Source organism: Streptomyces verrucosisporus, from assembly GCF_017114865.1.
In the GTDB taxonomy this organism is placed as follows: Bacteria; Actinomycetota; Actinomycetes; order Streptomycetales; family Streptomycetaceae; genus Streptomyces; species Streptomyces fenghuangensis.
The window spans coordinates 44,632-70,654 of record NZ_JADEYH010000007.1 but is presented as its reverse complement, the minus strand read 5'-3'; the positions used below and the strand labels follow the sequence as shown (position 1 = coordinate 70,654).

Below are 26,023 nucleotides of genomic sequence, written 5' to 3'. Positions count from 1 at the left end.
GGCGCCCGGGCCGACGTGGACCCGGGGGCTGGTTCATGGTACGTATAACGGAGCGCGTTATACGTAACACTCACCCAGGCCGCCGGAGGGATCCGGGGAGGAGGAGCCGATCCATGGCGACGGGCTACGCCGAACTGCTGCGCGTCAGACACGCCGCGCGGCTGCTCACCGGCACCCTGCTCGGCCGGCTGCCGAACGCCACCGCCGCCCTGGCGATCGTGCTGTTCACCCGCGCGGAAGGCGGCAGCTACACCCTGGCCGGCGTGCTGTCGGCCGTCTACGGGCTGTCCAACGCCGTCGGCCAGCCGCTGCTGGGCCGGGCGGTGGACCTGTGGGGCCAGCCGCCGGTGATGCTGCCCGCCGCGCTGCTCTCCGGACTCGGCATGGCCACCCTCGCACTCGCCGGCATCGAACCGCTACCCGTCGCCTACGCCGCGACGGCCGTCGCCGGCCTGTTCACCCCGCCCCTGGAAGGCGGTCTGCGCGCCCTGTGGCCGTCCGTCCTGAAGCACCCCGACCGGGTGCACGCCGCCTACGCGCTGGACGCGGTGGCCCAGGAGGTGATGTTCACCCTGGGGCCGCTGGCCGTCACGGTGCTGGTGGCCCTCTGGAGCGAGGCCGCGGCCCTGCTGGTGATCAACGCTCTGGGAGTGCTCGGCGCCCTGTCCGTGGTGGTCTCGCCGCCCTCACGCCGCTGGCGCTCCGAGCCGCGCGAGGCGCACTGGCTGGGGGCCCTGCGCTCCGGTGGCCTGCTCGCCCTGCTCGGCTCGTTCTTCTTCGTCGGCCTCGCCCTGGGGACGATCGCCGTGGCCGCGGTCGCCTACGCCGACGGCCACGGCGACGAACTGATCTCCAGCTATCTGCTCTCGGCGCTGGGCGCCGGCGCCCTGACCGGCGGCCTGGCCTACGGAGCCCGCACCTGGGCGGGGGAGCCCGAGGCCCGGCTGCGCGCCCTGGTGGCCGCCCTGGCGGCCGGCTACCTGCCGCTGGCGCTGGCGCCGGGCCCCGTGGCGATGACCTTCCTGGCCGGGATCGCGGGCCTCTTCCTGGCCCCCTCGCTGGCCTGCGCCTTCGTGGTGGTGGACCGGCACGCACCGGCCGGCACGGTCACGGAGGCGTTCTCCTGGCTGGTGACGTCCTTCGGGGTCGGAGCCGCGGCGGGGACGGCCGTGGTGGGCCCGGTCATCGAACGGGGCGGGGCACCCGCGGGCTTCCTCGTAGCCGGTGCGGGCGGTCTGGCCGCGCTGCTGGTCCTGCTGGTCACCCGGCGTGTCCTGGCGGCCCCCGCCCTGGTCGCGCACCCGGCTCCCGCTCCGCCGCCCGCCCCGTCCTCCGGCGCCGCCACCCGGATGGAAAGTGATCGGAACGGGGGCGCCGGAGCCGGTTTCAAAACCGGGCATCAGGCGTAAAGTTCATTCATGGACCGCCGAATCTTCGGGCTGGAGAACGAGTACGGCGTCACGTGTACGTTTCGGGGACAGCGGCGCCTGTCTCCTGACGAAGTGGCGCGGTACCTCTTCCGCCGTGTCGTGTCATGGGGCCGCAGCAGCAACGTCTTCCTCCGCAACGGCGCCCGCCTCTACCTGGACGTGGGATCGCATCCGGAGTACGCCACTCCGGAGTGCGACAACGTGACCGAGCTGGTCACCCACGACAAGGCGGGCGAGCGCATCCTCGAAGGACTCCTCGTCGACGCCGAGCGGCGCCTCCACGAGGAGGGCATCGCGGGCGACGTCTACCTGTTCAAGAACAACACCGACTCGGCGGGCAACTCCTACGGCTGCCACGAGAACTACCTCGTGGCCCGGCACGGGGAGTTCTCGCGCCTGGCGGACGTCCTCATCCCGTTCCTGGTGACCAGGCAGCTCATCTGCGGCGCCGGCAAGGTGCTCCAGACCCCGCGCGGCGCGGTCTACTGCGTCAGCCAGCGGGCCGAGCACATCTGGGAGGGCGTCAGCTCCGCCACCACCCGGTCCCGGCCGATCATCAACACCCGCGACGAGCCGCACGCCGACGCCGAGCGCTACCGCCGCCTCCACGTCATCGTCGGCGACTCCAACATGTCCGAGACGACCATGCTGCTCAAGGTCGGCGCCACCGACCTGGTGCTGCGCATGATCGAGGCCGGCACGGTCATGCGCGACCTCACCCTGGAGAACCCGATCCGGGCGATCCGCGAGGTCAGCCACGACATCACCGGCAGGCGCAAGGTCCGGCTGGCCAACGGGCGCGAGGCCTCCGCACTGGAGGTGCAGCAGGAGTACTACGAGAAGGCCGCCGACTTCTGCGAGCGCCGGGGTATCCGCACGGGCGTGGTGGACCAGGTGCTGGAGCTGTGGGGCCGCACCCTGGAGGCGGTCCGCACCCAGGAGCTCGACAAGGTCAACACCGAGATCGACTGGGTGATGAAGTACCAGCTCATCGAGCGGTACCGGGCCAAGAACAACATCACCATGTCCCATCCCCGGATCGCCCAGATAGACCTCGCGTACCACGACATCCACCGCCGCCGGGGGCTGTACTACCTGCTGGAGCGGAAGGGGCAGGCCGCCCGGATCTGCAACGACGTGAAGATCTTCGAGGGCAAGTCCGTGCCGCCGCAGACCACCCGTGCCCGGCTGCGCGGCGACTTCATCCGCCGGGCCCAGGAGCAGCGCCGCGACTTCACGGTGGACTGGGTGCACCTGAAGCTGAACGACCAGGCCCAGCGCACGGTGCTGTGCAAGGACCCGTTCCGCTCGGTGGACGAGCGAGTGGAGAAGCTCATCTCCGGCATGTGAGCCCGTCGGGCGGTGCGCCCGGGACCGCGGCACACTGACGCGGCCCCGGGCGCGTACCGCCGGCCCGGGACCGGATCCGCGTCCGGGGCCGGGAACGAAATCGGTCCTTCCGGAAGTTATGGGAGGTGGGCCGGGCGGCCCGTAGAGTGGCCGGCACGCCCGGAACGCCCGGACACCTCCTACACCACGAGTTGGACAGATGCTGCAATCTCGAGGGGGACGCCCCCCACACCCCCGCCCCCTGGCGAAGGCCGGCCGCCGCGTCGCCGCGGCCCTGGTCGTGCCCGCCATGCTGTTCACCGCGGCGTGCGGCTCCGACGGATCCGAGGGCTCCTCCGAAGCCGCCACCAAGGTCTCCGGCAAGGTCGGCGAGGAGCCGAAGCTCACCGTCGCCGAGGACGCCGAGGCCCCCGACAAGGCCGCCGTGCGGACCGTCACCGAGGGCAAGGGCGACAAGCTGGCCGAGGGCGACTTCGTCCGCATCGACATCCTGATGACCAGCAACGGCCAGGAGCTGATCAACACCTGGAAGCAGCAGCCGGAGGGCGCCTCCGCGGGTGACGCCCGCCGCCAGGAGGTCCTCCGTCTCGGTGAGGCGCAGGGACTTCCCGAGCCGGTCGCCCAGTCCCTGGTCGGCGAGCGGGCCGGCAGCCGCGTCCTGATCGAGGGCACCGCCAAGGCGATCATGGGCGACTCGATCAACCCGCAGCTGGGGATCGACGGGGCCGACAGCATGGTCTGGGTGATCGACGCGGTCGCCTCCGCCAAGACCGACGCCAAGGCCGAGGCCGACGGAGAGCAGGCGGCCTCCGAGGAGGGCATGCCCGAGGTGAAGGCCAACGAGCAGAAGGCCGCCACCATCACCGTCCCCAAGGGCGAGAAGGCTCCCGGGAAGCTGAAGGAGCAGGTGCTGATCGAGGGCGACGGGCCCGAGGTGGAGGTCGGCGACGGCCTGATCGCCCAGTACACCGGGGTCAAGTGGGAGGACGGGAAGAAGTTCGACTCCTCCTGGGACCACGGCGGCGCCACCGCCTTCCAGATCGGCACCGGCAAGGTCGTCAAGGGCTGGGACGACGCCCTGGTCGGCAAGAAGGTCGGGGACCGCGTCCTCCTGGTCATCCCGCCGGACCTCGCCTACGCGAGCAACCCGCAGTCGGAGCTGGCCGAGAACACGCTGGTGTTCGTCGTGGACATCGTCGGCAAGGTCTGACGATCTTCCTCGTCGGCGGCCCGCCGGGTCTGCGAGACTGTTCCGGTTGACCGATGGAAACGTTCGTAGGAGCAACTTCGTGAGCATCGACAAGCCCGAGATCGACTTCCCGGGCGGCGAGCCCCCGGCCGACCTGGAGATCAAGGACATCTGGGAGGGCGACGGACCGGTCGCCAAGGCCGGCGACACCGTCTCCGTGCACTACGTGGGCGTCGCCTTCTCCACCGGCGAGGAGTTCGACGCCAGCTGGAACCGCGGCACCCCGCTGAGCTTCCAGCTCGGCGTCGGCCAGGTCATCTCCGGCTGGGACCAGGGCGTGCAGGGCATGAAGGTCGGCGGGCGCCGCCAGCTGATCATCCCGCCGCACATGGCGTACGGCGACCGCGGCGCCGGCGGCCGGATCAAGCCGGGCGAGACGCTCATCTTCGTCTGCGACCTGGTCTCCGTCTGAGACCGTCCGAGCACCCGCCCGGGCCCCCGCCGTACGGCGGGGGCCCGGGCTTTGTACCGGGCACGTCCGGAGCGGTACGGTCGACGATCGGGACAAGTACGAAAGAGGGCGTCGATGGCCATTGCCAAGGCCGAGCGGCTGATGAATCTGGCGCTGTGCCTGCTGGGGACGCGGCGCCCGCTGACCAAGCGCGAGCTGCGGGCCTCGATCGAGGCGTACCTGGAGGTCGGCGGGGGCCCGGGCAGAGGCGGCGAGGACGCCTTCAACCGGATGTTCGAGCGGGACAAGGACGATCTGCGCGAGCTCGGTCTGGTGATCGAGACGGTGGAGAACCTGGAGGGCGAGATCGCCTACCAGGCCCGCCGTGACAGCAACCGCCTCCCGCCCGTCGCCCTGGACGCCGAGGAGGCCGCCGCCCTCACCCTGGCCGCCAAGGTCTGGCAGCAGGCCCGGCTGGCCGGGGCCGCCAGCGGCGCCCTGCAGAAACTGCGCGCCGCCGGGATGCCGCTGGCCGACACCGGCACGGAGGACCCGTACGGCGGCCACAGCGCCCTGGAACCGCGCATCCCCGTGCGCGAGGCCGCCTTCGAACCGCTGATGCTCGCCTGCCGCGACCGGCGCCCGGTCACCTTCGCCTACCGCAAGTCCAACGCCGCCCGCCCCGGGACCCGGCACGTGGAGCCGTGGACGCTGGAGTGCTGGCGCGGCCACTGGTATCTGGCCGGCCACGACCGCGACCGGGGCGCCGAGCGGGTCTTCAGGCTCTCCCGTATCACCGGGCCGGTCCGCTCCCGCGCCGGGGTCTACACCGCCGAGGTGCCCGACCACGTCACCGTCCGCGAGACCGTCGAGCGGTGGGCCGGGGAGATCGCCACCGCCACCGCCCGCATCCGGCTGCGGCAGGGCGCCGGCTACCCGCTGCGGGCCAGGGCCCTTCGGACGCGCGAGGCCGGCGACGGCTGGGACGAGCTGGAGATCCCCTACGGCCATGGGCTGGACGCCTGGCTGGTGGAGTTCGGGCCGGACGTGGTCGTGCTGGAGCCCGCCGAACTGCGGACCGACGTGGTGGACCGGCTGCGCGCCGTGGCCAAGGGATGACCGGCCCCGGCAAGGGGCCGCACAGGACCGGCCGGCCCGGCACGGGGCCGGCGAGGGCTTGAGGGAACTCAGGGGAAGAGGCACCACCGACATGGCCACCAACGCCATCGACCAGACCCGCCGGATGCTGTCCCTGGTGACGTATCTGCGCGAGCGGCCCGGCGCCCGCGTCGAGGACGTCGCCCGCGCCTTCGGCATCACCACCGACGAACTGATCTCCGACCTCCACGTCCTGCCGATGTGCGGCACGAGCTTCCGCGGCGGGGACCTGCTGGACATCGACACCGACGGCGAGCGCATCTGGTGGCACAACGCCGACGCGGTGGGCTCCAGCACGGGCGAGCCGCTGCGGCTGGCCGCCGACGAGGCCACCGCGCTGCTGGTGGCCGCGCGGGCCGTCGCCACCCTGCCGGGGCTGCGCGAGAGCGACCGTGAGGCCCTCCAGCGCGCCACGGCCAAGATCGAGGCGGCGGCGGGCGAGAGCGCCGGGGCCAGTTCCCGGCTGTCGGTCAGCTTCGAGTCCGAGGGCGGGGTCTTCGCGGACGTCGACCGGGCGATCTCCGAGCGCCGCAGGCTGTGGATCCGCTACTACTCGCCGACGCGCGACACGCTGACCGAGCGGGAGATCGACCCGATCCGGCTGTTCGCCGTCGGCCACACCTACGTCGAGGCCTGGTGCCGTCTGTCCGAGGCGCACCGCACCTTCCGGCTGGACCGGGTGGCCGAGATCAGGCTGCTGGACGAGCCCTCCGACCCGCCGCCGGTGGAGCTGCGAGACCTTTCCGAGGGGCTGGTCCAGCCCTCCGCCGAGGACCCGCAGGTGGTGATCGAGGTGGGTCCGGGCGGGCGCTGGGTGGCCGAGTACTACCCGCACGACAGCGCCGAGGAGCTGCCCGAGGGCGGGCTGCGCATCACCCTGCGCGCGCCCGATCCGGCTTCCCTGCGCCGCCTGGCCCTGCGGCTGGGCCGCGACGGCCGGATCGTCTCCCCGGGCGAGCTGGCCGACAGCGCCCGGGACGCGGCGCGGGCCGCGCTGGCCGCGTACGGCGACTGAGGGCCGGCCGGGCCCGGTCCGGCGGGTTCCGGCCGGGGACGGGGCGTTCCCGCTCCGGCCGCGGCCGTCCACTACGCTCGCCCCATGCTCTGGCCCATGGTCTTCCTCACGCTCGCCTTCTGCGGATTCGCCGTGCTCGGCGTCCTCGCCGTCCGGGTTGGGCTGGAGGTACGGCGCTTCGCCCGGGCGGTCGGCGACGGCTGCGAGCATCTCGCCAGGGCCGCCGATGACCTGGAGCGGGCCGCGACCCCCCTGGCCGCACGGGCGCGGATCGAACGCTGAACGGAGCGCCGGCGGTGTGCCGACCGCATGCCGGTGCATGCCCCCCGGGGCACCGCCGGGCGTCGCCCCCTCCATGTCCGGACTCCGGGGCGGTACCCTTCAAGACGGTGTGGACGTGGTGTCCGTGACCGGCACCGGGATGACGCGGAGGCATTGCCCCGCGTTCACCCCCCGGGGTTACGATCGCTGCCAGCGCACCAGTACGAGGAAGCCCGTCCGAATCAGTAGGGCAGGCACGGACACCGCCGCCCCGGCGAGAAGGTAGTGGCACATGATCGGCAACCTCAGGCCCATGGAGATCGTACTGATCCTCCTCGTCGTCCTGCTGCTGTTCGGCGCCAAGAAGCTCCCCGACATGGCCCGTTCCCTCGGCAAGTCGGCCCGCATCCTCAAGAGCGAGGCCAAGGCCATGAAGAAGGAGAACGAGACCGCCCAGCAGGACGCCTCCGCCCAGCAGGACGCCTCGGCGCAGCAGGCCGCGCCCAGGACGATCCAGGCCGCGCCCGGCGACGTCACCAGCTCCCGCCCGGTTAACGAGCCCGGCCAGCAGACCACCAAGAACTGACCCGGTCCCAGGCCCGGAGACGGGCCCGGTGCCGCTAGAGCCCAGACACCCGGCACACCGCCACTGACACCGAGGACGTGGGTTGCTCAAGTCCGCCCGCAGACAGGGGAAGCCGCAGAGGGATCCCGAGGGGCGCATGCCGCTCGCGGAGCACCTGCGGGAGCTGCGCAACCGCCTGATGAAGTCGGTGCTGGCCATCCTGGCCGTCACCGTCATCGGGCTGGTGTACTACAAGCAGATCGCCGACTTCCTCACCGAGCCCCTCCGCGACGCCGTCGGCTGCACCGCGGGCTTCGGCCGGGCCGCGGAGAAGGGCGAGGCCTGCGCCGAGATCACCATCAGCGGTGTGATCGCGCCCTTCACCCTCATGCTGAAGGTTGGACTCACCACCGGCATGGTGCTGGCCTGCCCGGTCTGGCTCTACCAGCTGTGGGCCTTCCTCGCCCCCGGCCTGCACAGCCACGAGAAGAAGTACGCACGCTCCTTCGTCGCGGCCGGCGTGCCGCTCTTCCTCGGCGGCGCCTACCTCGCGTACATCGTCCTGCCGACGATGGCCGCCACCCTGATCGAGTTCACCCCCGAGGGCACCGGAAACCTCGTGCCCCTGGACGAGCTCCTCGACATCATCACGCGGATGGTGATCGTCTTCGGGCTGGCCTTCGAGCTGCCCCTGGTGCTGGTGATGCTGAACTTCGGCGGCGTCCTCACCGGCCGCAGGCTGCTGGGCTGGTGGCGGGTCATGGTCGTCTCCATCACCCTCTTCGCGGCTGTCGCCACCCCCAGCGGCGACCCGCTGACCATGGGCGCCCTGGCCGCGCCGATCGTGCTGCTGTACTTCATCGCCGTCGGGGTCTCCCTGTTCAACGACCGCCGCCGCAGTCGCAAGGACCCCTACGCCGGACTGAGCGACGACGAGGCGTCCCCGCTCGACCACACCCCGGAGAAGGTCGGCGCGATCGAACCCGTCGACGGCCCCTCCGCACTGCCCGAGGGCACCTCCGAGGGCGGTCCGACCAGGCGCAACGGTTACGACGACGCCACCTGAGCCGGTATGGTCCGCGCGTGACCGGTGAGATCACCCTGTTCGTCAACCCCACCGCGGGCGGTGGCCGCGGTGCGGGAGCCGCCCAGCCCGCCGCACGCGCCCTGCGCGCGGCGGGCTTCTCGGTGCGCACGGTCGTCGGCGCGGACGCCGACGACGCGCTCATCCGGGCACGCCGGGCCGTACGCGGCGGCACCGGCGCGCTGATCGCCGTCGGCGGGGACGGGATGGCCTCCCTCGCCCTCCAGGCGGTGGTCGGCACCGACACTCCCCTGGGCGTGGTGGCCGTCGGAACCGGCAACGACATCGCCCGTTCCCTGGGCCTGCCCGTGCGCGACCCGGCCGGGGCGGGACGGGTGATCGCGCGGGCCCTCAAGGAGGGCCGGAGCCGGAGCATCGACCTCGGCCGGGTCGGCGGGCGCCGGTACGGCAGCGTGCTGGCCTCCGGCTTCGACTCCCGCGTCAACGACCGGGCCAACCGCATGCGGTGGCCCGCCGGGCGCCTGCGCTACGACGCGGCGATACTCGCCGAACTGGCCGGGCTGCGGACCATCCCGTACCGCCTCACACTCGACGACGGCCCGCCGCTGGAGATCGACGCGACACTGGTCGCGGTCGGCAACGGCCCCTCCTACGGCGGCGGCATGCGGATCTGCGCGGACGCCCGCCTCGACGACGGCCTGCTGGACGTCACGGTGGTGGGGGAGTGCGGCCGCGCCACCCTGCTGAGGGTCTTCCCGCGCGTCTACCGGGGCACCCACCTCGCCCACCCCGCGGTCACCGTGCACCGGGCGGCGAAGGTGACCCTGGAGGCCGCCACGCCCGGGGAGAAGGTGACCGGCTACGCCGACGGCGAGCCGCTGGGACCACTGCCGCTCACGGTCGAGGCGGTCCCGGCGGCGGTCCGGGTACTCGCCCCGGAGCCCGCCGGGCCGTAAAGACCGGGTGCTGTGTCGGTGGCGGCCGGTAGGCTCGTAAGTACGATGACCGAGGACATGTCCCCAGCAGAGCGCTACGCCGCCGCCCGGGTCCGCGCCGCCGAGCAGGCCACCGCTCTGGCCCCCTTCCGCGAGATGTACGACTTCGAGCTGGATCCGTTCCAGATCGAGGCGTGCAGGGCACTGGAGGCCGGCAAGGGCGTGCTGGTCGCCGCGCCCACCGGATCCGGCAAGACGATCGTGGGCGAGTTCGCCGTCCACCTGGCCCTCACCCGGGGCCGCAAGTGCTTCTACACCACGCCCATCAAGGCGCTGTCCAACCAGAAGTACAACGACCTGGTCAAACGCCACGGCGCGCGGAACGTCGGCCTGCTGACGGGCGACAACAGCATCAACTCCGGCGCGCCGGTGGTCGTGATGACCACCGAGGTCCTGCGGAACATGCTCTACGCCGGCTCGCAGGCGCTGGCGGGCCTGGGCTACGTGGTGATGGACGAGGTGCACTACCTCTCCGACCGGTTCCGCGGCGCGGTCTGGGAGGAGGTCATCATCCACCTCCCCGACTCGGTGACGCTGGTGTCGCTGTCGGCCACCGTCTCCAACGCCGAGGAGTTCGGCGACTGGCTGGACACCGTCCGCGGCGACACCGAGGTGATCGTCTCCGAGCACCGGCCCGTGCCGCTGTGGCAGCACGTGCTGGCCGGGCGGCGGATGTACGACCTGTTCGAGGAGAAGAACGGCCGCCGCGAGGTCAACCCGGACCTGCTCCGCATGGCCCAGCTGGAGAACAGCCGCCTGCCCTCCGCCCGCGAGAGGCGCCGCGGCAAACCGGTGCGCGAGGCCGACCGGGAGCGCGAGCGGCGCCAGCGCAGCCGGATCTGGACGCCCGGCCGCCCCGAGGTGATCGACCGGCTCGACTCCCAGGGGTTGCTCCCGGCGATCACCTTCATCTTCAGCCGCGCCGGCTGCGAGGCGGCCGTACAGCAGTGCCTGTACGCAGGGCTGCGGCTGAACGACGCCGGGGAACGGGCGCGGGTGCGCGAGCTGGTGGAGGAGCGCACCGCCTCCATCCCCGACGAGGACCTGCACGTCCTGGGCTACTTCGAGTGGCTGGAGGGGCTGGAGCGGGGCATCGCCGCGCACCACGCGGGCATGCTGCCGACCTTCAAGGAGGTCGTGGAGGAGCTGTTCGTCCGCGGCCTGGTCAAGGCCGTCTTCGCCACCGAGACCCTCGCCCTGGGCATCAACATGCCCGCCCGGTCGGTGGTGCTGGAGAAGCTGGTCAAGTGGAACGGCGAGCAGCACGTCGACATCACCCCCGGCGAGTACACCCAGCTCACCGGCCGCGCCGGACGGCGCGGCATCGACATCGAGGGCCACGCGGTGGTGCTGTGGCAGCGCGGCATGGACCCGGGCGCGCTGGCGGGGCTCGCCGGCACCCGCACCTACCCGCTGCGCTCCTCCTTCCGCCCGTCGTACAACATGGCGGTCAACCTGGTCTCGCAGTTCGGGCGGCACCGCTCGCGCGAACTGCTGGAGACCTCCTTCGCGCAGTTCCAGGCCGACCGCGCGGTCGTCGGCATCTCCCGGAGGGTGCAGCGCAACGAGGAGGGCCTGGAGGGCTACCGCGAGGCGATGACCTGCCACCTGGGGGACTTCGAGGAGTACGCGCGGCTGCGGCGCGAGCTGAAGGACCGTGAGACCGAACTGGCCCGGCAGGGCGCCCTCCAGCGGCGCGCGGCGGCGGCCGACTCCTTGGAGAAGCTGCGGCCGGGTGATGTGATCCACGTGCCCACCGGAAAGTTCGCCGGTCTGGCGCTCGTGCTGGACCCGGGTGTTCCGGCCGGGCGCAGCCACGGCCACCGCGGCTGGGACCACGACGGCCCGCGCCCGCTGGTGCTGACCGCCGCCCGCCAGGTCAAGCGGCTGGCCTCGATGGACTTCCCCGTCCCCGTGGAGCCGCTGGAGCGGATGCGGATCCCCAAGTCGTTCAACCCGCGCAGCCCGCAGTCCCGCAGAGATCTGGCCTCCGCGCTGCGCACCAGGGCCGGCCACCACGAGCCGGGGCGCACCCGCCGCGGGCAGCGCTCGGAGGCCGCCGACGACGCCGAGATCGCACGGCTGCGCAAGGCGATCCGCGCCCACCCCTGCCATGGCTGCGACGAGCGCGAGGCGCACGCCCGCTGGGCCGAGCGCTACCACCGCCTCAAGCGCGACACCCGGCAGCTGGAGCGCCGCATCGAGGGCCGCACCAACACCATCGCCCGCACCTTCGACCGCGTCTACGCGCTCCTGTCAGATCTGGGCTATCTGCGCGGCGACGAGGTGACCGACGACGGCAGGCGGCTGGCCCGGCTCTACGGCGAGTTGGACCTGCTGGCGAGCGAGTGCCTGCGCGAGGGCGTCTGGGAGGGGCTGTCCCCGACCGAACTGGCCGCCTGCGCCTCGGCCCTGGTGTACGAGGCGCGCTCGGCCGACGACGCCCTCCAGCCGGTGCTGCCCGGAGGGAAGGCCAAGGACGCGCTGGGCGAGATGGTCCGCATCTGGGGCCGGCTGGACGCCCTGGAGGAGGAGCACCGGATCAACCAGTCCGAGGGCGTGGGCCAGCGCGAGCCCGACCTCGGCTTCGCCTGGGCCGCCTACCGCTGGGCGGAGGGCGACAGCCTGGACTCGGTGCTGCGGGAGGCCGAGATGCCGGCCGGCGACTTCGTGCGCTGGTGCAAGCAACTGGTCGACGTGCTCGGCCAGATCGCCGCGGCGGCGCCCGAGGGCGGCACGGTGGCGCGCAACGCCCGCAGGGCGTCCGAGAAGGTGGTGCGCGGCGTGGTGGCGTACACCTCCGTCGGCTGACGGGCGGGCCACGGCGCGTACGGTCCGGCCTCAGACCGGACCGTACGCGCCGGGCGGGGCCGGGGTGTGGCTTCGGCGCGCGGTCAGCGTGCGGGCGCGCCGCCCTCCGTTCCGGCCGGAGCGGAGGGAGAGGCGGAGGAGGCGGGTGCCTTCTCCTGTTCCGCCTCCACCTGCACGTTCCACTCCCGCTTCGACGCCTGCCAGCCGTCCTCGTCATGGCCCAGGCGCCAGTAGCCGGAGACCGACAGCCGCTCGCGCGGCACACCCCGCTCGGTGCGCAGATGGCGGCGCAACTCCCTCACCCAGCCCGCCTCGCCGTGGACGAACGCCTGCACGTCGCCGGGCGGGAAGTCCAGTGCGCGCACCGCCTGGACCAGACGGGCGCCGACCCGCCCGGAGCCGCGGTGCAGCCAGCGCAGTCCGGCGTTCGGGGGCAGGGCGAGGTCCTGTTCCTCCTCCGGGCCCGCGACCTCGACGAAGGCGTGCACCGGAGCCCCGCCGGGTACCGCCTCCAGCGACGCGGCGACGGCGGGCAGCGCGCTCTCGTCGGCCACCAGCAGGTGCCAGTCGGCCTCGGAGGAGGGGCGGTAGCCGCCGCCGGGGCCGAGGAAGAGGACCTCCTCGCCCGGCTCGGCGCGCGCCGCCCAGGGCCCGGCCAGCCCCTCGTCGCCGTGGACGACGAAGTCCACGGTCAGCTCGCACGCCTGCGCGTCCCAGGCGCGCACGGTGTAGGTGCGGGTGACGGGCCACTGGTCGCGCGGCAGCCGGGCGCGGATGTCGGCGAGGTCGAAGGGTTCGGGGTAGCGCACGCCCTCCGCCGGGAACAGCAGCTTGACGTAGTGGTCGGTGTACGCGCCGGCCGGGAAGCCGGCCAGGGACCGACCGCCGAGCACCACGCGGACCATGCCGGGCGACAGGCGCCGGGCGCGCACCACCCGGGCCCGGTTCAGGCGGGGTGTGCGGCGGGTCGGACGGTCTGCCACGGCGCTCTCCTCATGAGGTTAGGTATACCTAACCCTACGGGGGCGTCCGCCGGTACGCCACGGTCTGCCGGGTCGTGATGCCGGGCCCCGTGAGGGCACTCAGCCGGCCAGGGCGTCCAGCAGTCGCCGCAGCGAGCCGCCCAGTCCCCACCGCTCGGCCAGTTCCTCCAGCTCCTGTGCGTGCAGCGGCTCGGCCGGAAGCGCCGGGTCGAACTCCGGCAGCGCCACGTCCCCGGCCACCCGCACCACCTTCGGCGCCACGGCCAGATACTCCCGCGCCGCCTCCAGCTTCCGCCGCTGCGCCGGCGTCAGCCCGGAGGCGGGATCGCCGACGGCGGCCAGGATGCCCTCCAGATCGCCGTACGACTGAAGCAGCCGGGCCGCGGTCTTCTCGCCGACGCCGGCCACACCCGGCAGCCCGTCGCTCGGGTCACCGCGCAGCAGGGCCAGATCCGCGTACGCCGACCCGCTCACCACGCCGTACTTCTCCCACAGGGCCGCCTCGTCGACGACCGCGGGGTCGCCCATGCCCTTGACGGGGTAGAGCACCCGCACCCCGCGCGCGTCGTCGACGAGCTGGAACAGGTCGCGGTCGCCGGTGACGACGTCCACCGGACCGCCGGCCCGGCGGACGAGGGTGCCGATGACGTCGTCGGCCTCGTAGCCGTCCGCGCCGACCCGGGCGATGCCGACCGCGTCCAGCACCTCCTCGATCACCGGGACCTGGGGGGAGAGGGTGTCGGGCGTCTCTTCCGTGTCCGGTCCCTCGGAGGACTCCTCCACCACCCGGTGCGCCTTGTAGGACGGGATCAGCTCGACCCGCCAGTGCGGCCGCCAGTCGTTGTCCATGCAGGCGACCAGATCGCCGGGGCGGTGGTCGCGCACCAGGCGGGCGATGAAGTCCAGCAGTCCGCGCACCGCGTTGACCGGGGTGCCGTCGGGCGCCCTGACCGACTCGGGGACCCCGAAGTAGGCGCGGTAGTAGAGGGATGCGGCATCGAGAAGCATCAGGCGTCGCGTGGTCACGCCCCGATCATGCCGCACCCCTCCGACAACGAGGCCCCGCGGCGGGGAGAGCCCCGCCCCGCCGCGGGGCGCCGGGGCGGCGCACCCGGCGCCCCGTCAGCCGGGGTCCACCCCGTTCGCCGCCTCCCCCGGCCTCCGGCCGGGTGGTGTCCCCGGGCACGCACTCCTCCGGCCTCCGGCAGGGGGAGCCCCCATGCCTCGTCGGCCGAGAGCCCTGGTGGGAACAACCGCATGCGGCTTCCGGCCGCCTTGCGATCGCGTCCCCCCCCCCGGTCCTGCGGGCCCGGGAGCCCCGGCACCTGGGGCGCCCCGGCCGGAGGCCGGGGGAGACACCTCGCCACCGGGCAGACCCCGGTTGACGCGGCACTAGGCTGACCGCATGGCAGCCACCCACCACTACGAACTCACCCTGCAGTGGACGGGAACCTCGGGGCCGGGACGGAGGGTTACCGGGCGTACAGCCGGGACCACGAGATCCTGGCCGCCGGCAAGCCGCCCCTGCCCGGCTCCGCCGATCCCGCCTTCCGCGGCGACGACGCCCGCTGGAACCCCGAGGAACTGCTGGTCTCCTCCCTCTCCCAGTGCCACATGCTGTGGTACCTGCACCTGTGCGCGGCCGCGGGCGTGGTGGTCACCGGCTACACCGACCGGCCCGTGGGCACCATGACCATGGACGCGGCCGGTGGCGGTGGACGGTTCACCGAGGTGGTGCTGCGGCCGGAGGTGTCCGTGGCCGGGGAGCCGATGCGGGAGAGGGCCCTGGCCCTGCACGGCGAGGTCGGGGCGGTGTGCTTCATCACCCGCTCCGTCGCCTTCCCCGTGCGGCACGAGCCGACGGTGGCGGTGGGGTCGTGACGCGCACCGTCCGCCGCGTCGTCTCGCTGGTGCCGTCGCTGACCGAGGCGGTGGCCGCCACCGGCCCGGAACTTCTGGTCGGGGCCACCGACTGGTGCAGCCGTCCGCCCGGTCTGGACGTGGTGCGGGTGCGGGGTACCAAGAACCCCGACCTGGAGCGGATCGCGGCCCTCCACCCCGACCTGGTCATCGCCAACGAGGAGGAGAACCGCTCCGCCGACCTCGCCGCCCTGCGCGGCGCGGGCGCCGAGGTGCTGGTCACCGAGATCCGTACGCTCCCTCAGGCGTTCGCCGAACTGGACCGGGTGCTCACCGCCGGATGCGGGCTGCCCCGGCCCGCCTGGCTGGACGAGGCCGAGGACGCCTGGAGCGCGCTGCGGCCAGTGGCCGACGCCACCGCCGTGGTGCCCGTCTGGCGGCGGCCGTGGATGGTGCTGGGCAGGGACACCTTCGCGGGCGACGTCCTGGCCCGCCTCGGCGTGCGCAACGCCTACGCCGGTCACGCCGAGCGCTATCCGCGCGCCGGGATCGGGGAGCTGAACGAGCCGGGCCGGGCCGATCTCGTGGTGCTGCCCGACGAGCCGTACCGCTTCACCGCCGACGACGGCCCCGAGGCCTTCCCCGGGCTACCGGCGGCCCTCGTCAGCGGGCGGCATCTGACCTGGTACGGGCCCTCCCTGACCGAGGCGCCGACCGTGCTCGGCGCGGTGCTGGCCGCCGCGCTGTCCGGCCCGCCGACCGCCCCGCCGGCCTGACCGGTGCGCCGTTCTGACCGGAGCGCCCCGCTCCGTCGCGACCGATGGGGGCGCACCGGTCCTCCCGGGCGCCGGTTGCCGCTACTGTGCACGCCGTGAGCATGACGACACCGCCCGGCTGGTACGCGGACCCCGGGCACACGGGCCCCGGCCCGGCGCCCGAGCGCTGGTGGGACGGCTCGGCCTGGACCGCGCACACCCGGACCACCGCCTACGGCACGTACGACGCCTACGGCACGTACGACGCCTACGGCACGTACGACGCCTACGGCACGTACGACGCCTACGGCACGTACGACGCCTACGGCACGTACGGAGCCCGGGACTCCCACGCCCCGTACGGGCGGCCCGTCGCCCCCCCACCGGATCCAAAGGCGGGGCCGTCGCGCGGGCCGCTGGTGGCCGCCGTCATAGCCACCGCGGTCGTGGTGAGCGCGCTCCTGGCGGGAGGGCTGCTCCTGCTCGGCGGCTCCGGCGGCTCCGACGACCGCCGGGCCCGGCCCGGCGCCACTGCCGGCGCGGACGAGACCCCCGGCGGAACGCAGGAGGACGAGCCGGACAAGGACCCGGGGGGCGGGGAGGACGACCGAACGCCCGGCACCGCGATCGACCGCGTCCACGGCGTCGGCGTCCCCGTCCCCGAGGGCTGGAACGAGTCGGAGACCGACAGCGGGATCTGGCTGTCCTCCGGTTCCTACCCCTGCCCCGGGGACGCCTCCCTCACCTGCGTCCGCGCCGGGGTCTCCCTGCGGGCCGCCGACGACTCCGCGGGGGCCGGCCCGCGGGCGACGGCCGAGGCGGACATCGCCCGCAACGCCGAGGAGTCCTACGACACCAGGGGCTACGGCGGGATCGAGGAGCACGAGGTGGTCGCCTCCGGCGAGGTCACCGTCGCGGGGCGGAAGGGCCACCGGGTGCGCTGGCGGATCGCCAACGAGTTGGAGCCCGACGCGTACGTGGAGTCCGTCGCCTTCCCCGCGCCCGACGGCAGCGGCCGGATGCTGGTGATGCGTCTGGGCTTCGACATCCACGCCGACGCCCCGGACCCCGGCGAGATGGACCGGATCGTGGCGGGCGTCCGCGCCGTCGGCGGCCCCGGTATGGAGGTCTGAGACCCCGCCCCCTCCCGCTCCGGGCACGACGGGGGGCGGAGGCCGGTGGAGTCGGCGGAGGCTCACAGGAAGGTGCGGCCCTCGCCGCGGTAGGTCGGCACCGTCGCCGCCACCCGGCCGCCCTCGACCAGGTGCAGTGCCGCGAAACGCTCGCACAACTCCCCGGCCTTGGCGTGCCGGAACCACACCTTGTCGCCGATCAGCAGGTCGTCGGCGGGCGGCCCGAGTAGCGGCGTCTGCACCTCGCCCGGCCCCTCCGCCGGGTCGTAGCGCAGCCCGGACGGCAGATACGGCACCGGCAGCCGGTCCCGGCCCGCCGCGCCGGAGGCCGGATAGCCGCCGCCGAGCACCGTCACCACACCCACCCCGGGCCGCCGCACCACCGGCTGTGCGAACAGCGCCGCGGGGCGGCCGGAGAACGAGGTGTAGTTGTCGAACAGGCGGGGCATCAGCAGCCCCGAACCCGCGGCGATCTCGGTGACCGCCTCCTCGGCGGCGGTGTGCTGCACGCTCCCGGTCCCGCCGCCGTTGACGAACTCCAGGTCCGGCGCCACCGCCCGCACCGCGCGTACCGCCGCCGCGCGCCGCTGGACCAGCTCGCGCCGCGCGGCCGACTGCATCAGCCTTACCGCCCGCGCGCGCAGCGGGCGCCCGGGCGGAGCGTCGCCCACGCCCGCGATGTGCCCCTCGTACGCCATCAGGCCCACCAGCCGGAAACCGGGCCGGCGCGCCACCGACCGGGCCAGATCGGCCAGTTGGGCGGGGGAGTGCAGCGGCGAGCGCCGCGCGCCGATCCGCACCCGGCCCCCCAGCAGCCACAGCGAGGCGTCCAGCTCCAGACAGACCCGTATCTCCTCGCGTCCGCCGCCGCGGGCGGCGTCGATCAGGGCGAGCTGCGCGGGGTCGTCGACCATCACCGTCACGGCCGCGGCCAGCTTCGGGTCCGAGGCCAGCTCGGCGTAACCGGCCCGGTCCGCCGACGGATAGGCGAGCAGGACGTCGTCGAAGCCGCAGCGGGCCAGCCACAGGGATTCGGCGAGCGTGAAGCTCATGACGCCGGCGACCCCGTCCCTCGCCAGCGCGCGCTCCAGCAGGGCGCGGCAGCGCACGGACTTGCTGGCCACGCGCACGGGCTTGCCGCCGGCGCGGCGCACCAGGTCGGCGGCGTTGGCGTCGAACGCCGTCAGATCGACGACGGCGAGCGGCGCGTCGAGATGGGCGGTGGCCCGGTCGTAGCGGGCCCGGTCGGCTGCTGGGTCAGCGGTCGCGTCGAACACCCCGGCAGCTTGCCAGAGTCCACCGGGCCCAGGACAGACCCGGTGGCGGCGGCTCGGCCCCGCGCACGGGATGCAGGACCCCCCCGTGGAGACCGGGACGCGGGTTGCCGCCACCGTGCCGGATCCACGTAGAGTGACGCGCACACCACCGCCGACCACTGGTCGGCGGTGTGATGTCCCGATACCGACCGGCCTGCCCCGAAAGGGACTCGACGGGGTGGCACAGAACACGAGGGGGTGCCGGTGAGCACTGAGGCCGACCCGGTCCGGGCTCCGCTCCCACCCGTCGTCCCGCCGCGGCCCGCCGTGCCGCCGGGAGCCCCCCGGGTCGCGGCCGCCGCGCCCCCGATAGCGACGGGGCCGCCGCCACCGCGGTTCGACGTACCCCTGGTGTACCCGGACGCGCCGGCCGCCGCCCCGGAGCCGGGGCGGCGCGTGCGCGGGCCGGTCCGCACCGCCGCCGCGGTCGTCTGCCTCGTCCTGGGCCTCGGGCTGCTGGGCGGAGCCGCCGCCGGGGTCTGGCTCACCGGCGACTCCGGCGAGCGCCCCGCGGCCGACTACGCCGAGACGCGCTCGCTGTGGCGCGAGATACCCGTCGACACGATCTTCCCCCGCTCCCTGCGCGGCCGGGGCGCCGGACCGGGACGTGCCGACCGGCGCTGGACCCGGGTGGCGGTCGCCCCCGACGCCGACTGCCGCGACGCCTTCGACCCCTCGCTGGCCGAGGTCCTCTCACCGGCCGGATGCGAGCGGCTGCTGCGCGCCACGTACGCGGACGAGACCGGCAGCGGCGTCACCACGGTCGGGCTGCTGTTCACCGAGGCCGACGAGAAGGGCATGCGGGCCCTGCGCGAACGGTTCGACGAGGAGGACCTCGAACTGCGCGCCGATCTGATGCCCCGCCCCTACGCGGCGCGCGGCACCGCCGCGGCCCGCTTCGGCGACGCCCAGCGCGCCAGCTGGACGATCCGGCCGCTCACCGACGCCCCCGTGGTGGTCTACACCGTCTCCGGCTTCGCCGACGGCCGTACCGTCGGCGAACCGCAGCCGGCCTCCGAGGCCGTGCTGGAGGACCAGACCACCGCACCCGCCCAGGCGGGCCTGGGCCACGACGCCCGTGGCATCGCCGACCGCATCGAGCGCGGCCTGCGCCACATCGTCGCCCAGGGAACCGGACAGGACCGATGAACGCCACGGGTCTCCCCGCCACCGCGAACCCCCCGCACATCCGCCGCCCCCGCCGCGTCGCCGGGCTGGTCTCCGCGCTGTCGGCGTTCGCGGTGCTCTGCGCCTCCCTCCTGCTGACCGCGCCCGCCGCGCACGCCGATGAGGTGCGCGACCGGCAGTGGGGCCTGGACGCGGTGAGCGCGCGCGACGCCTGGAACACCACCAGAGGCCAGGGCATCACCGTTGCCGTGCTCGACACCGGCGTCGACGCCGGCCACCCCGACCTGCGTGGACGGGTGCTGAAAGGCAGGGACCTCATCGGATTCGGAGCCCGCCGGGGCGACGAGTACTGGGCCCGGCACGGAACCGCGATGGCCGGGATCATCGCCGGACGCGGCCACGGCCCCGGCGACTCGGAAGGCGTCCTCGGAGTCGCCCCCGAGGCGCGGATCCTGCCCGTGCGCGTCCTGCTGGAGGACGACGACCCGCAGCGGAGGAAGGCCCGCGAGGAGCGCGGCGGGGCACTGGCCGAGGGCATCCGCTGGGCGGCCGACCAGGGCGCCGACGTCATCAATCTCTCCCTGGGCGACGACAGCGCCTCCGCCCACCCCGACCCGGCCGAGGACGCCGCCGTCCGCTACGCGCTGGGCAAGGGCTCGGTGGTGGTCGCCTCCGCCGGCAACGGCGGGGAGGACGGTGACCGGGCTTCCTATCCGGCCGCCTACCCGGGTGTGATCGCCGTGACCGCCGTGGACCGCACCGGCCGGCGCGCCCCCTTCTCCACGCGCCGCTGGTATGCGACCGTCAGCGCCCCCGGCCACGACGTGATCATCACCTACCCCGACCGGGAGTACTACGAGGGCTGGGGGACCAGCGCCGCGGCCGCCTTCGTCTCCGGCTGCGTGGCCCTGGTGCGGGCCGCCCACCCCGACCTCAGCCCGGCGCAGGTCAAGGAGCTGATCGCGCAGACCGCCCGGAACACCCCGCCCGGCGGGCGCAGCGACGACCTGGGCAGCGGCATCGTGGACCCGGCCGCCGCCATCGAGCTGGGCACGAAGGTCGAACCGCGGCCGCAGCGGCCGGTGACCGAGGCGTACCCGAAGGAGTACTTCGGCGCCGGCCCGGCCCCCGAACGCGGGTACGGCGGCCGGCTGGCGCCCGCCGCCGCGGTCGCCGGCCTGTTGCTGGTGCTCTGCGCCGTACTGCTGTACCGGGGCGACCGGCCGGCGGGGCGGCAGGGGGAGCGGACCGGGGGACGGGCCGCCTGACCCGGGCGGATACCCTCGAGGCGTGGCGCTCAAGAACATCCCCGACCCCGGCTTCTCCGGCGACGACGGATCGGCCGACCCCGCACTCGCCCGGGCGCTGGCCGCCTGGGCACAGGACCGCACCGCCGAGCCGGAGGTGCTGGCCGCCCTGGCGAAGGCCCGGCTGCTGGTGCCGGTGGTCGCCGTCCTCGGCGAGACGGAGACCGGCGAGGACGGTCTGCGCCGGGAGAAGACCAGCGACATGGCGGTGCCCACGCTCAACGCGCCGGGCGGACGTAAGGCCCTGCCGGTCTTCACCTCCACCGACAGCCTGGCCCGCTGGCGCCCCGAGGCCCGTCCGGTCGCCGTCCCCCCGCGCCAGGCACTCCAGGCCCTCGCCCAGGAGGGCGCCGACACCCTCGTGCTGGACCTCGCCGGGCCGGTGACCTACCAGCTCACCGGCCCGGCGCTGCTGGCCCTCGCCGAGGGCCGTACGGAGACCGCCGATCCGCTGGAGGACCCGGCCGTCACCGAGGCGCTGCGCACGGTGCTGGCCGCCGAGCCCGCGGTGAGCGCCGCCCGGCTGGGGCCCGGCCGCGGCACCGACGGCGTACTGGCTCTGCGCCTGGATCCGGCCGCGCCGCCGCGCGAGACCGCCGGGCGGGTGGCCGCCGCGCTCGCGGCGGACGAGACCCTCCGCGCGCGCCTGGTGCGCGGTCTGGATCTGGCCCTGCTGCCGCCGGAGGGGGCCCTGCCGGGGCGCCCGCTGTACGACCGCGACTGACGTACGACCGCGGCCGGCAGGGACCGGGAGGCCGGGGCCGGCGGCCCCGGCCTCAGCCGATGACCGGGCCGGTGAACTTCTCGCCCGGCCCCTGACCCGGCTCGTCCGGCACCGCCGACGCCTCGCGGAAGGCGAGCTGGAGCGACTTCAGCCCGTCTCGCAGCGGAGCGGCGTGGTAGGAGCCGATCTCGGTGGCCGCGGCGGTCACCAGCCCGGCCAGCGCCTGGATCAGCTTGCGGGCCTCGTCCAGGTCCTTGTGGTCCTCGCCGCCCTCGGCCAGGCCGAGGTTGACCGCGGCGGAGCTCATCAGGTGGACCGCGACCGTGGTGATCACCTCGACCGCGGGCACGTCCGCGATGTCGCGGGTCATCGTCTCGAAGTCGGCCGCCCCTGCGGTCCCTCCGGCGGTGCCGGGGGAGGGGGTGGGGGTGCCGCTGTCGTCGCTCATCGTTCTCCGCTTCCTGCTGGTCGGGTGCGCTCCAGCCTAGGCTCCGTCCGTCGCGCGCGCGTGCGACGCCCGGGGAGGAAGTTCCCCCCGACCCTGCTATGCTGGGATATCGACCGGCCGGACGGCACTCCCGCCGCGATCACCCGAACGGATCGTCCAGACGATCCGCCCGAGCGATCCGCGTGGAGCGCGTTCCGGCCCGCAAGTGGAGGCTCCGAAGCTCCCACCCGACCGACCTCCGGGCCGGCGGGTCACAGGTCAGGCTGCGCCCCGCGGTGTATCGCGGCGGTGCTCCCGGTCAATGAGGAGCCCCGCCTGCGTCCCGTCCGGGGCGTTTTCGCGTTCCGGTTCGGTGGTCGTACCGAACGCAACCGTGCGCGGCTGTCCGCCAGGCATCCGCGTGGCGCAACCGAGGAGGCCCCATCAGCGCCGAGCCCCGCATCAACGACCGGATTCGCGTCCCCGAGGTGCGACTCGTCGGTCCCAGTGGCGAGCAGGTCGGCATCGTGCCGCTTGCCAAGGCCCTGGAGCTTGCCCAGGAGTACGACCTCGACCTGGTCGAGGTCGCGGCGAACGCCCGCCCGCCGGTGTGCAAGCTCATGGACTACGGAAAGTTCAAGTACGAGTCGGCCATGAAGGCCCGTGAGGCGCGCAAGAACCAGGCGCACACGGTCATCAAGGAGATGAAGCTCCGGCCGAAGATCGATCCGCACGACTACGACACCAAGAAGGGTCACGTCGTCCGGTTCCTCAAGCAGGGGGACAAGGTCAAGATCACGATCATGTTCCGCGGTCGTGAGCAGTCCCGTCCCGAGCTTGGCTACCGGCTGCTCCAGCGCCTCGCGGACGACGTCCAGGACCTGGGCTTCGTCGAGTCGAACCCCAAGCAGGACGGCCGGAACATGATCATGGTCCTCGGTCCGCACAAGAAGAAGACCGAGGCGATGGCCGAAGCCCGTGAGGCGCAGGCCGCCCGCAAGGCGGAGCGCCAGCAGCAGGGGAACGAAGCCCCTGCCGAGGAGCGCGCCGAGGCATGATCCGGCGGCCGCTGAGCCGGCCGCCGGGTCGCACGGGCCCCTTCCCGGGCCCGGACAGCAACCGAAACAGCTGACGCTGCCGCACGCCGGCCCACGGCCGGCTACGGCGGCGCCACCGACGAGGAGAGAACGGCGACATGCCGAAGAACAAGACGCACAGTGGTGCGAGCAAGCGCTTCAAGATCACCGGCTCCGGCAAGGTGATGCGCCAGCGCGCCGGCCGCCGCCACCTTCTCGAGCACAAGCCGTCCACGCTGACGCGCCGCCTTGCGGGCAAGACCGAGATGGCTCCGGCCGACGCCAAGAAGATCAAGAAGCTTCTCGGCAAGTGAGCCCGCCGCCCGCCGCTCTCCGTGATCGGCCGGGCGCAGGACACCGGACACCGGGACCCAATCGAACCTTCGGGCCGACGGCGCCGTAGCACGGCAGCCGGACCACCACACCGGCCCCGCGACAAGGAGTAATTCACGTGGCACGCGTCAAGCGGGCGGTCAACGCCCACAAGAAGCGCCGGGCGATCCTCGAGCAGGCCAGCGGCTACCGCGGCCAGCGCTCCCGCCTGTACCGCAAGGCGAAGGAGCAGGTCACCCACTCCCTCGTCTACAACTACAACGACCGCAAGCGCCGCAAGGGCGACTTCCGGCAGCTGTGGATCCAGCGGATCAACGCCGGCGCCCGCGCCAACGGCATGACCTACAACCGCTTCATCCAGGGCCTGAAGGCCGCCGAGGTCGAGGTGGACCGCAAGATCCTGGCCGACCTCGCGGTCAACGACCCGAACGCGTTCGCCGCGCTGGTCGAGGTGGCCCAGAAGGCGCTGCCGAGCGACGTCAACGCCCCCAAGGCCGCCTGACGACGGCACGGGACGTCACCGGACCCGCGGGCCATCGAGCCCGCGGGTCCGGTCGTTTGCCCCGGCCCACCGGCCATCCGCCCGCCCGCCCGTACGGTCCTTCCGCCCGCCGGGAAGCCCCGAGACACCCGAGAAGCGAGAACGCCGCGCCATGGCTGCCGCCCCGGAACTGACCTCCCCGCGCTCCCCTCGCGTCACCGCCGTCCGGCGGCTGGCCCGCCGCAACACCCGCGGCAAGGAGCGCCGCTTCCTCGCCGAGGGACCCCAGGCCGTACGCGAGGCCGTCGGCCACCGCAGCGGCGGCGAGCCCACGCTCACCGAGCTGTTCACCACCCCCGAGGCCGCCGAGCGGCACGCCGACATCGTCGTCGCCGCCCGCGCCGCCGGGGCCCGCGTCCGCACCGCCACCGACGAGGTGATCGCGGAGCTGTCGCAGACCGTCACCCCGCAGGGGCTGGTCGGGATCTGCCGCTTCCTCGACCTGCCCTTCGACCGGGTGCTGGCCGCCCGCCCCAGGCTGGTCGCCGTCCTCGCCAACGTGCGCGACCCCGGGAACGCCGGGACGGTGCTGCGCTGCGCGGACGCGGCCGGCGCCGACGCGGTGGTGCTCACCGACGCCTCGGTGGACCTGTACAACCCCAAGTCGGTGCGGGCCTCGGTCGGCAGCCTCTTCCACCTCCCCGTCGCGGTCGGCGTCCCCGTCGAACGGGCCGTGGCCGGGCTTCGCGGGGCGGGTGTGCGGGTGCTGGCCGCCGACGGCGCGGGCGAGCACGACCTGGACACCGAACTGGACGAGGGCGGCATGGGCGGCCCCACCGCCTGGATCTTCGGCAACGAGGCGTGGGGGCTGCCCGAGGAGACCCGTGCCCTGGCCGACGAGGTGGTGCGCGTGCCCATCCACGGACGTGCGGAGAGCCTGAACCTCGCGACCGCCGCGGCGGTGTGCCTCTACGCCTCGGCCCGTGCGCAGCGCGCACCCGGAGGGTGCCGCAGCGTCACCCCGAGCTAGTAGGGTGGCGGCCCCGGGTACCGAAGGGGGTGAGCGGGAGTGGACGTGAGGACGTCCGGCGCACAGGGCGGCGGGCCGCCCGAGGCGCCCGGCGTGACCCGCACACTCCGCGACCGCCCCGCGCGGCAGGATCCGCCGCGGCCCGACGGCACGGGGGTGATCCCCGACGACCTCCCCGACGGGCTGGTCGTCGCAGACGCCCGCGGCCTGGTCGTCTGCTTCAACGCCGCCGCCGCCCGTGTCACCGCGCTGCCGCGCGAGGACGCGCTGGGCCGCCCCGTGGAGCAGGTCCTGCCCCTGGAGGACCTGGAGGGGCGGCGCTGGTGGAAGGTCACCGACCCCTACGGGGGCCTGGCCATCCGCACCGGCCAGCCCGAACGCAACCTCTTACTCCCCGGAGGCCGGGAGATCCTGGTCTCCGCCCGGTACGTCCGCGCCCGCCCCACCGGCCCCGTGCAGCGGCTGGTGGTCACCCTGCGCGGCACCGAGGCCCGGCGGCGCACCGAGCGCAGCCACGCCGAGCTGATCGCCACCGTCGCCCACGAACTGCGCTCGCCCCTGACCTCGGTGAAGGGCTTCACCGCGACGCTGCTGGCCAAGTGGGAGAGGTTCACCGACGACCAGAAGCGGCTGATGCTGGAGACGGTGGACGCCGACGCCGACCGCGTCACCCGGCTCATCACCGAACTGCTGGACATCTCGCGCATCGACTCCGGACGGCTGGAGATCCACCGCCAGCCCGTCGACATGGCCGCCGCCGTGGAGCGGCACATACGGGCCCACATCGCCGCGGGCCGCCCCGAGGAGCGCTTCGTCCGCCGGATCGCCACCGTGCTCCCGCCGCTGTGGGCCGACCCCGACAAGGTCGACCAGGTGCTCGGCAACCTGCTGGAAAACGCCGTGCGCCACGGTGCGGGAACGGTCACCATAGAGGTGGCACCGGCACGGACGGAGACGGGCGACGAAGGAACGGCGGTCACGGTGAGCGACGAGGGCCCCGGCATCCCCGAGGAGTCGATGAGCCGCGTCTTCACCCGCTTCTGGCGCGGCAGCAAGCGCGGCGGCACCGGCCTGGGCCTGTACATCGTCAAGGGCATCGTCGAGGCCCACGGCGGGGTGATCACGGTCGGCCGCTCACCCGCGGGCGGCGCCGAGTTCCGATTTATCCTGCCCGCGAGCGTCCCGGCCTTCATGGCCTGA

26 protein-coding genes are annotated in these 26,023 nt (G+C 73.9%); 22 read left to right on the top strand and 4 right to left on the bottom strand.

What is annotated here, in order from left to right:
- Positions 1-113 precede the first annotated feature (113 nt).
- The 11 genes from IQ279_RS10795 (at position 114) to IQ279_RS10745 (ending at position 12,270) form a co-directional block, all read left to right on the top strand.
- Entirely contained in the window at positions 114-1,409 is a 1,296-nt protein-coding gene (locus IQ279_RS10795; RefSeq protein WP_206348169.1) for an MFS transporter, read from the top strand.
- 9 nt (positions 1,410-1,418) lie between these two features.
- Positions 1,419-2,780 (top strand): Pup--protein ligase, encoded by a 1,362-nt coding sequence (pafA, locus tag IQ279_RS10790; protein ID WP_206348168.1) that lies wholly within the window; start codon positions 1,419-1,421, stop codon positions 2,778-2,780.
- Between the two features lie 199 nt (positions 2,781-2,979).
- Positions 2,980-3,990, top strand: coding sequence for an FKBP-type peptidyl-prolyl cis-trans isomerase (locus IQ279_RS10785; protein ID WP_206348167.1), 1,011 nt, complete (start codon positions 2,980-2,982; stop codon positions 3,988-3,990).
- A gap of 79 nt (positions 3,991-4,069) precedes the next feature.
- A complete protein-coding gene (locus tag IQ279_RS10780) occupies positions 4,070-4,441 on the top strand; it encodes an FKBP-type peptidyl-prolyl cis-trans isomerase (protein WP_101257209.1) in 372 nt (123 codons plus the stop codon).
- Positions 4,442-4,555: 114 nt separating this feature from the next.
- Positions 4,556-5,539: a helix-turn-helix transcriptional regulator gene (locus tag IQ279_RS10775; protein WP_206348166.1), complete on the top strand. Its 984-nt coding sequence runs from the start codon at positions 4,556-4,558 to the stop codon at positions 5,537-5,539.
- A gap of 91 nt (positions 5,540-5,630) precedes the next feature.
- Positions 5,631-6,593: a helix-turn-helix transcriptional regulator gene (locus tag IQ279_RS10770; RefSeq protein ID WP_206348165.1), complete on the top strand. Its 963-nt coding sequence runs from the start codon at positions 5,631-5,633 to the stop codon at positions 6,591-6,593.
- 84 nt (positions 6,594-6,677) lie between these two features.
- Positions 6,678-6,875, top strand: a complete 198-nt coding sequence (locus IQ279_RS10765) for a hypothetical protein (RefSeq protein WP_206348164.1) — start codon at positions 6,678-6,680, stop codon at positions 6,873-6,875.
- Positions 6,876-7,146: 271 nt separating this feature from the next.
- The gene (tatA, locus tag IQ279_RS10760; protein ID WP_206348163.1) at positions 7,147-7,440 is read left to right on the top strand and encodes a Sec-independent protein translocase subunit TatA; all 294 of its coding nucleotides are present in this window, start codon (positions 7,147-7,149) and stop codon (positions 7,438-7,440) included.
- Positions 7,441-7,576: 136 nt separating this feature from the next.
- A complete protein-coding gene (gene tatC, locus IQ279_RS10755; protein ID WP_241027927.1) occupies positions 7,577-8,485 on the top strand; it encodes a twin-arginine translocase subunit TatC in 909 nt (302 codons plus the stop codon).
- Between the two features lie 17 nt (positions 8,486-8,502).
- The gene (locus IQ279_RS10750; RefSeq protein ID WP_206348161.1) at positions 8,503-9,420 is read left to right on the top strand and encodes a diacylglycerol kinase; all 918 of its coding nucleotides are present in this window, start codon (positions 8,503-8,505) and stop codon (positions 9,418-9,420) included.
- Between the two features lie 45 nt (positions 9,421-9,465).
- Positions 9,466-12,270, top strand: coding sequence for a DEAD/DEAH box helicase (locus tag IQ279_RS10745; protein WP_206348160.1), 2,805 nt, complete (start codon positions 9,466-9,468; stop codon positions 12,268-12,270).
- An 83-nt stretch (positions 12,271-12,353) separates the two neighbouring features.
- On the opposite strand, the gene IQ279_RS10740 is transcribed toward IQ279_RS10745, so the two are convergent.
- Positions 12,354-13,253 (bottom strand): siderophore-interacting protein, encoded by a 900-nt coding sequence (locus IQ279_RS10740; protein ID WP_206348159.1) that lies wholly within the window; start codon positions 13,251-13,253, stop codon positions 12,354-12,356.
- Between the two features lie 99 nt (positions 13,254-13,352).
- Positions 13,353-14,261, bottom strand: coding sequence for a 5'-3' exonuclease (locus IQ279_RS10735; RefSeq protein WP_206348278.1), 909 nt, complete (start codon positions 14,259-14,261; stop codon positions 13,353-13,355).
- A 432-nt stretch (positions 14,262-14,693) separates the two neighbouring features.
- Between IQ279_RS10735 and IQ279_RS10730 the strand changes: the two genes are divergently transcribed.
- The 3 genes from IQ279_RS10730 (at position 14,694) to IQ279_RS27945 (ending at position 17,001) form a co-directional block, all read left to right on the top strand.
- Positions 14,694-15,134, top strand: coding sequence for an OsmC family protein (locus IQ279_RS10730; RefSeq protein WP_307792299.1), 441 nt, complete (start codon positions 14,694-14,696; stop codon positions 15,132-15,134).
- Positions 15,131-15,889 carry a helical backbone metal receptor gene (locus IQ279_RS10725; RefSeq protein ID WP_206348158.1) on the top strand — a complete coding sequence of 253 codons (759 nt, stop codon included), beginning with the start codon at positions 15,131-15,133 and terminating at the stop codon, positions 15,887-15,889. Before IQ279_RS10730 ends, IQ279_RS10725 begins: the two co-directional genes overlap by 4 nt.
- A 101-nt stretch (positions 15,890-15,990) precedes the next feature.
- Positions 15,991-17,001, top strand: a complete 1,011-nt coding sequence (locus IQ279_RS27945; RefSeq protein WP_241027944.1) for a DUF2510 domain-containing protein — start codon at positions 15,991-15,993, stop codon at positions 16,999-17,001.
- A gap of 62 nt (positions 17,002-17,063) precedes the next feature.
- Here IQ279_RS27945 and IQ279_RS10715 read toward each other — a convergent pair whose 3' ends face one another.
- A complete protein-coding gene (locus IQ279_RS10715) occupies positions 17,064-18,278 on the bottom strand; it encodes an amino acid deaminase/aldolase (protein WP_206348157.1) in 1,215 nt (404 codons plus the stop codon).
- Positions 18,279-18,521: 243 nt separating this feature from the next.
- On the opposite strand from IQ279_RS10715, the gene IQ279_RS10710 reads away from it, so the two are divergent.
- Genes IQ279_RS10710 through IQ279_RS10700 form a run of 3 tightly spaced genes read left to right on the top strand, consistent with a single transcriptional unit; the run spans position 18,522 to position 21,476 of the window.
- Positions 18,522-19,466, top strand: coding sequence for a hypothetical protein (locus IQ279_RS10710; RefSeq protein WP_307792298.1), 945 nt, complete (start codon positions 18,522-18,524; stop codon positions 19,464-19,466).
- Positions 19,463-20,713, top strand: a complete 1,251-nt coding sequence (gene mycP, locus IQ279_RS10705) for a type VII secretion-associated serine protease mycosin (protein ID WP_206348156.1) — start codon at positions 19,463-19,465, stop codon at positions 20,711-20,713. The genes IQ279_RS10710 and mycP overlap by 4 nt, the downstream gene beginning before the upstream one ends.
- A 22-nt stretch (positions 20,714-20,735) precedes the next feature.
- The gene (locus IQ279_RS10700; protein WP_206348155.1) at positions 20,736-21,476 is read left to right on the top strand and encodes an SseB family protein; all 741 of its coding nucleotides are present in this window, start codon (positions 20,736-20,738) and stop codon (positions 21,474-21,476) included.
- 52 nt (positions 21,477-21,528) lie between these two features.
- Here the strand turns inward: IQ279_RS10700 and IQ279_RS10695 are convergent, their stop codons facing one another.
- Entirely contained in the window at positions 21,529-21,924 is a 396-nt protein-coding gene (locus tag IQ279_RS10695) for a DUF1844 domain-containing protein (RefSeq protein WP_206348154.1), read from the bottom strand.
- 422 nt (positions 21,925-22,346) lie between these two features.
- Here IQ279_RS10695 and infC point away from each other — a divergent pair, with 422 nt between their 5' ends.
- The 5 genes from infC to IQ279_RS10670 all read left to right on the top strand — a co-directional run bounded on the left by infC (position 22,347) and on the right by IQ279_RS10670 (position 26,023).
- On the top strand, positions 22,347-22,961 hold the full coding sequence (gene infC / locus IQ279_RS10690) for a translation initiation factor IF-3 (RefSeq protein WP_093850869.1): 615 nt from the start codon (positions 22,347-22,349) through the stop codon (positions 22,959-22,961).
- 137 nt (positions 22,962-23,098) lie between these two features.
- Positions 23,099-23,293, top strand: coding sequence for a 50S ribosomal protein L35 (gene rpmI, locus IQ279_RS10685; protein WP_093850868.1), 195 nt, complete (start codon positions 23,099-23,101; stop codon positions 23,291-23,293).
- A gap of 137 nt (positions 23,294-23,430) precedes the next feature.
- Entirely contained in the window at positions 23,431-23,814 is a 384-nt protein-coding gene (rplT, locus tag IQ279_RS10680; protein WP_093662401.1) for a 50S ribosomal protein L20, read from the top strand.
- A 151-nt stretch (positions 23,815-23,965) separates the two neighbouring features.
- The gene (locus IQ279_RS10675; protein WP_206348153.1) at positions 23,966-24,823 is read left to right on the top strand and encodes a TrmH family RNA methyltransferase; all 858 of its coding nucleotides are present in this window, start codon (positions 23,966-23,968) and stop codon (positions 24,821-24,823) included.
- 93 nt (positions 24,824-24,916) lie between these two features.
- Positions 24,917-26,023, top strand: a complete 1,107-nt coding sequence (locus IQ279_RS10670; RefSeq protein WP_206348152.1) for a sensor histidine kinase — start codon at positions 24,917-24,919, stop codon at positions 26,021-26,023.

Coding starts and splice junctions, on each gene's coding strand:
- tatC (WP_241027927.1), top strand. CDS start 7,577: ATGCCGCTCGCGGAGCACCTGCGGGAGCTGCGCAACCGCCTGATGAAG.
- IQ279_RS10765 (WP_206348164.1), top strand. CDS start 6,678: ATGCTCTGGCCCATGGTCTTCCTCACGCTCGCCTTCTGCGGATTCGCC.
- mycP (WP_206348156.1), top strand. CDS start 19,463: ATGAACGCCACGGGTCTCCCCGCCACCGCGAACCCCCCGCACATCCGC.
- IQ279_RS10745 (WP_206348160.1), top strand. CDS start 9,466: ATGACCGAGGACATGTCCCCAGCAGAGCGCTACGCCGCCGCCCGGGTC.
- IQ279_RS10735 (WP_206348278.1), bottom strand. CDS start 14,261: ATGCTTCTCGATGCCGCATCCCTCTACTACCGCGCCTACTTCGGGGTC.
- IQ279_RS10775 (WP_206348166.1), top strand. CDS start 4,556: ATGGCCATTGCCAAGGCCGAGCGGCTGATGAATCTGGCGCTGTGCCTG.
- IQ279_RS10675 (WP_206348153.1), top strand. CDS start 23,966: ATGGCTGCCGCCCCGGAACTGACCTCCCCGCGCTCCCCTCGCGTCACC.
- tatA (WP_206348163.1), top strand. CDS start 7,147: ATGATCGGCAACCTCAGGCCCATGGAGATCGTACTGATCCTCCTCGTC.
- IQ279_RS10795 (WP_206348169.1), top strand. CDS start 114: ATGGCGACGGGCTACGCCGAACTGCTGCGCGTCAGACACGCCGCGCGG.
- IQ279_RS10785 (WP_206348167.1), top strand. CDS start 2,980: ATGCTGCAATCTCGAGGGGGACGCCCCCCACACCCCCGCCCCCTGGCG.
- rpmI (WP_093850868.1), top strand. CDS start 23,099: ATGCCGAAGAACAAGACGCACAGTGGTGCGAGCAAGCGCTTCAAGATC.
- IQ279_RS27945 (WP_241027944.1), top strand. CDS start 15,991: ATGACGACACCGCCCGGCTGGTACGCGGACCCCGGGCACACGGGCCCC.
- IQ279_RS10770 (WP_206348165.1), top strand. CDS start 5,631: ATGGCCACCAACGCCATCGACCAGACCCGCCGGATGCTGTCCCTGGTG.
- IQ279_RS10695 (WP_206348154.1), bottom strand. CDS start 21,924: ATGAGCGACGACAGCGGCACCCCCACCCCCTCCCCCGGCACCGCCGGA.
- pafA (WP_206348168.1), top strand. CDS start 1,419: ATGGACCGCCGAATCTTCGGGCTGGAGAACGAGTACGGCGTCACGTGT.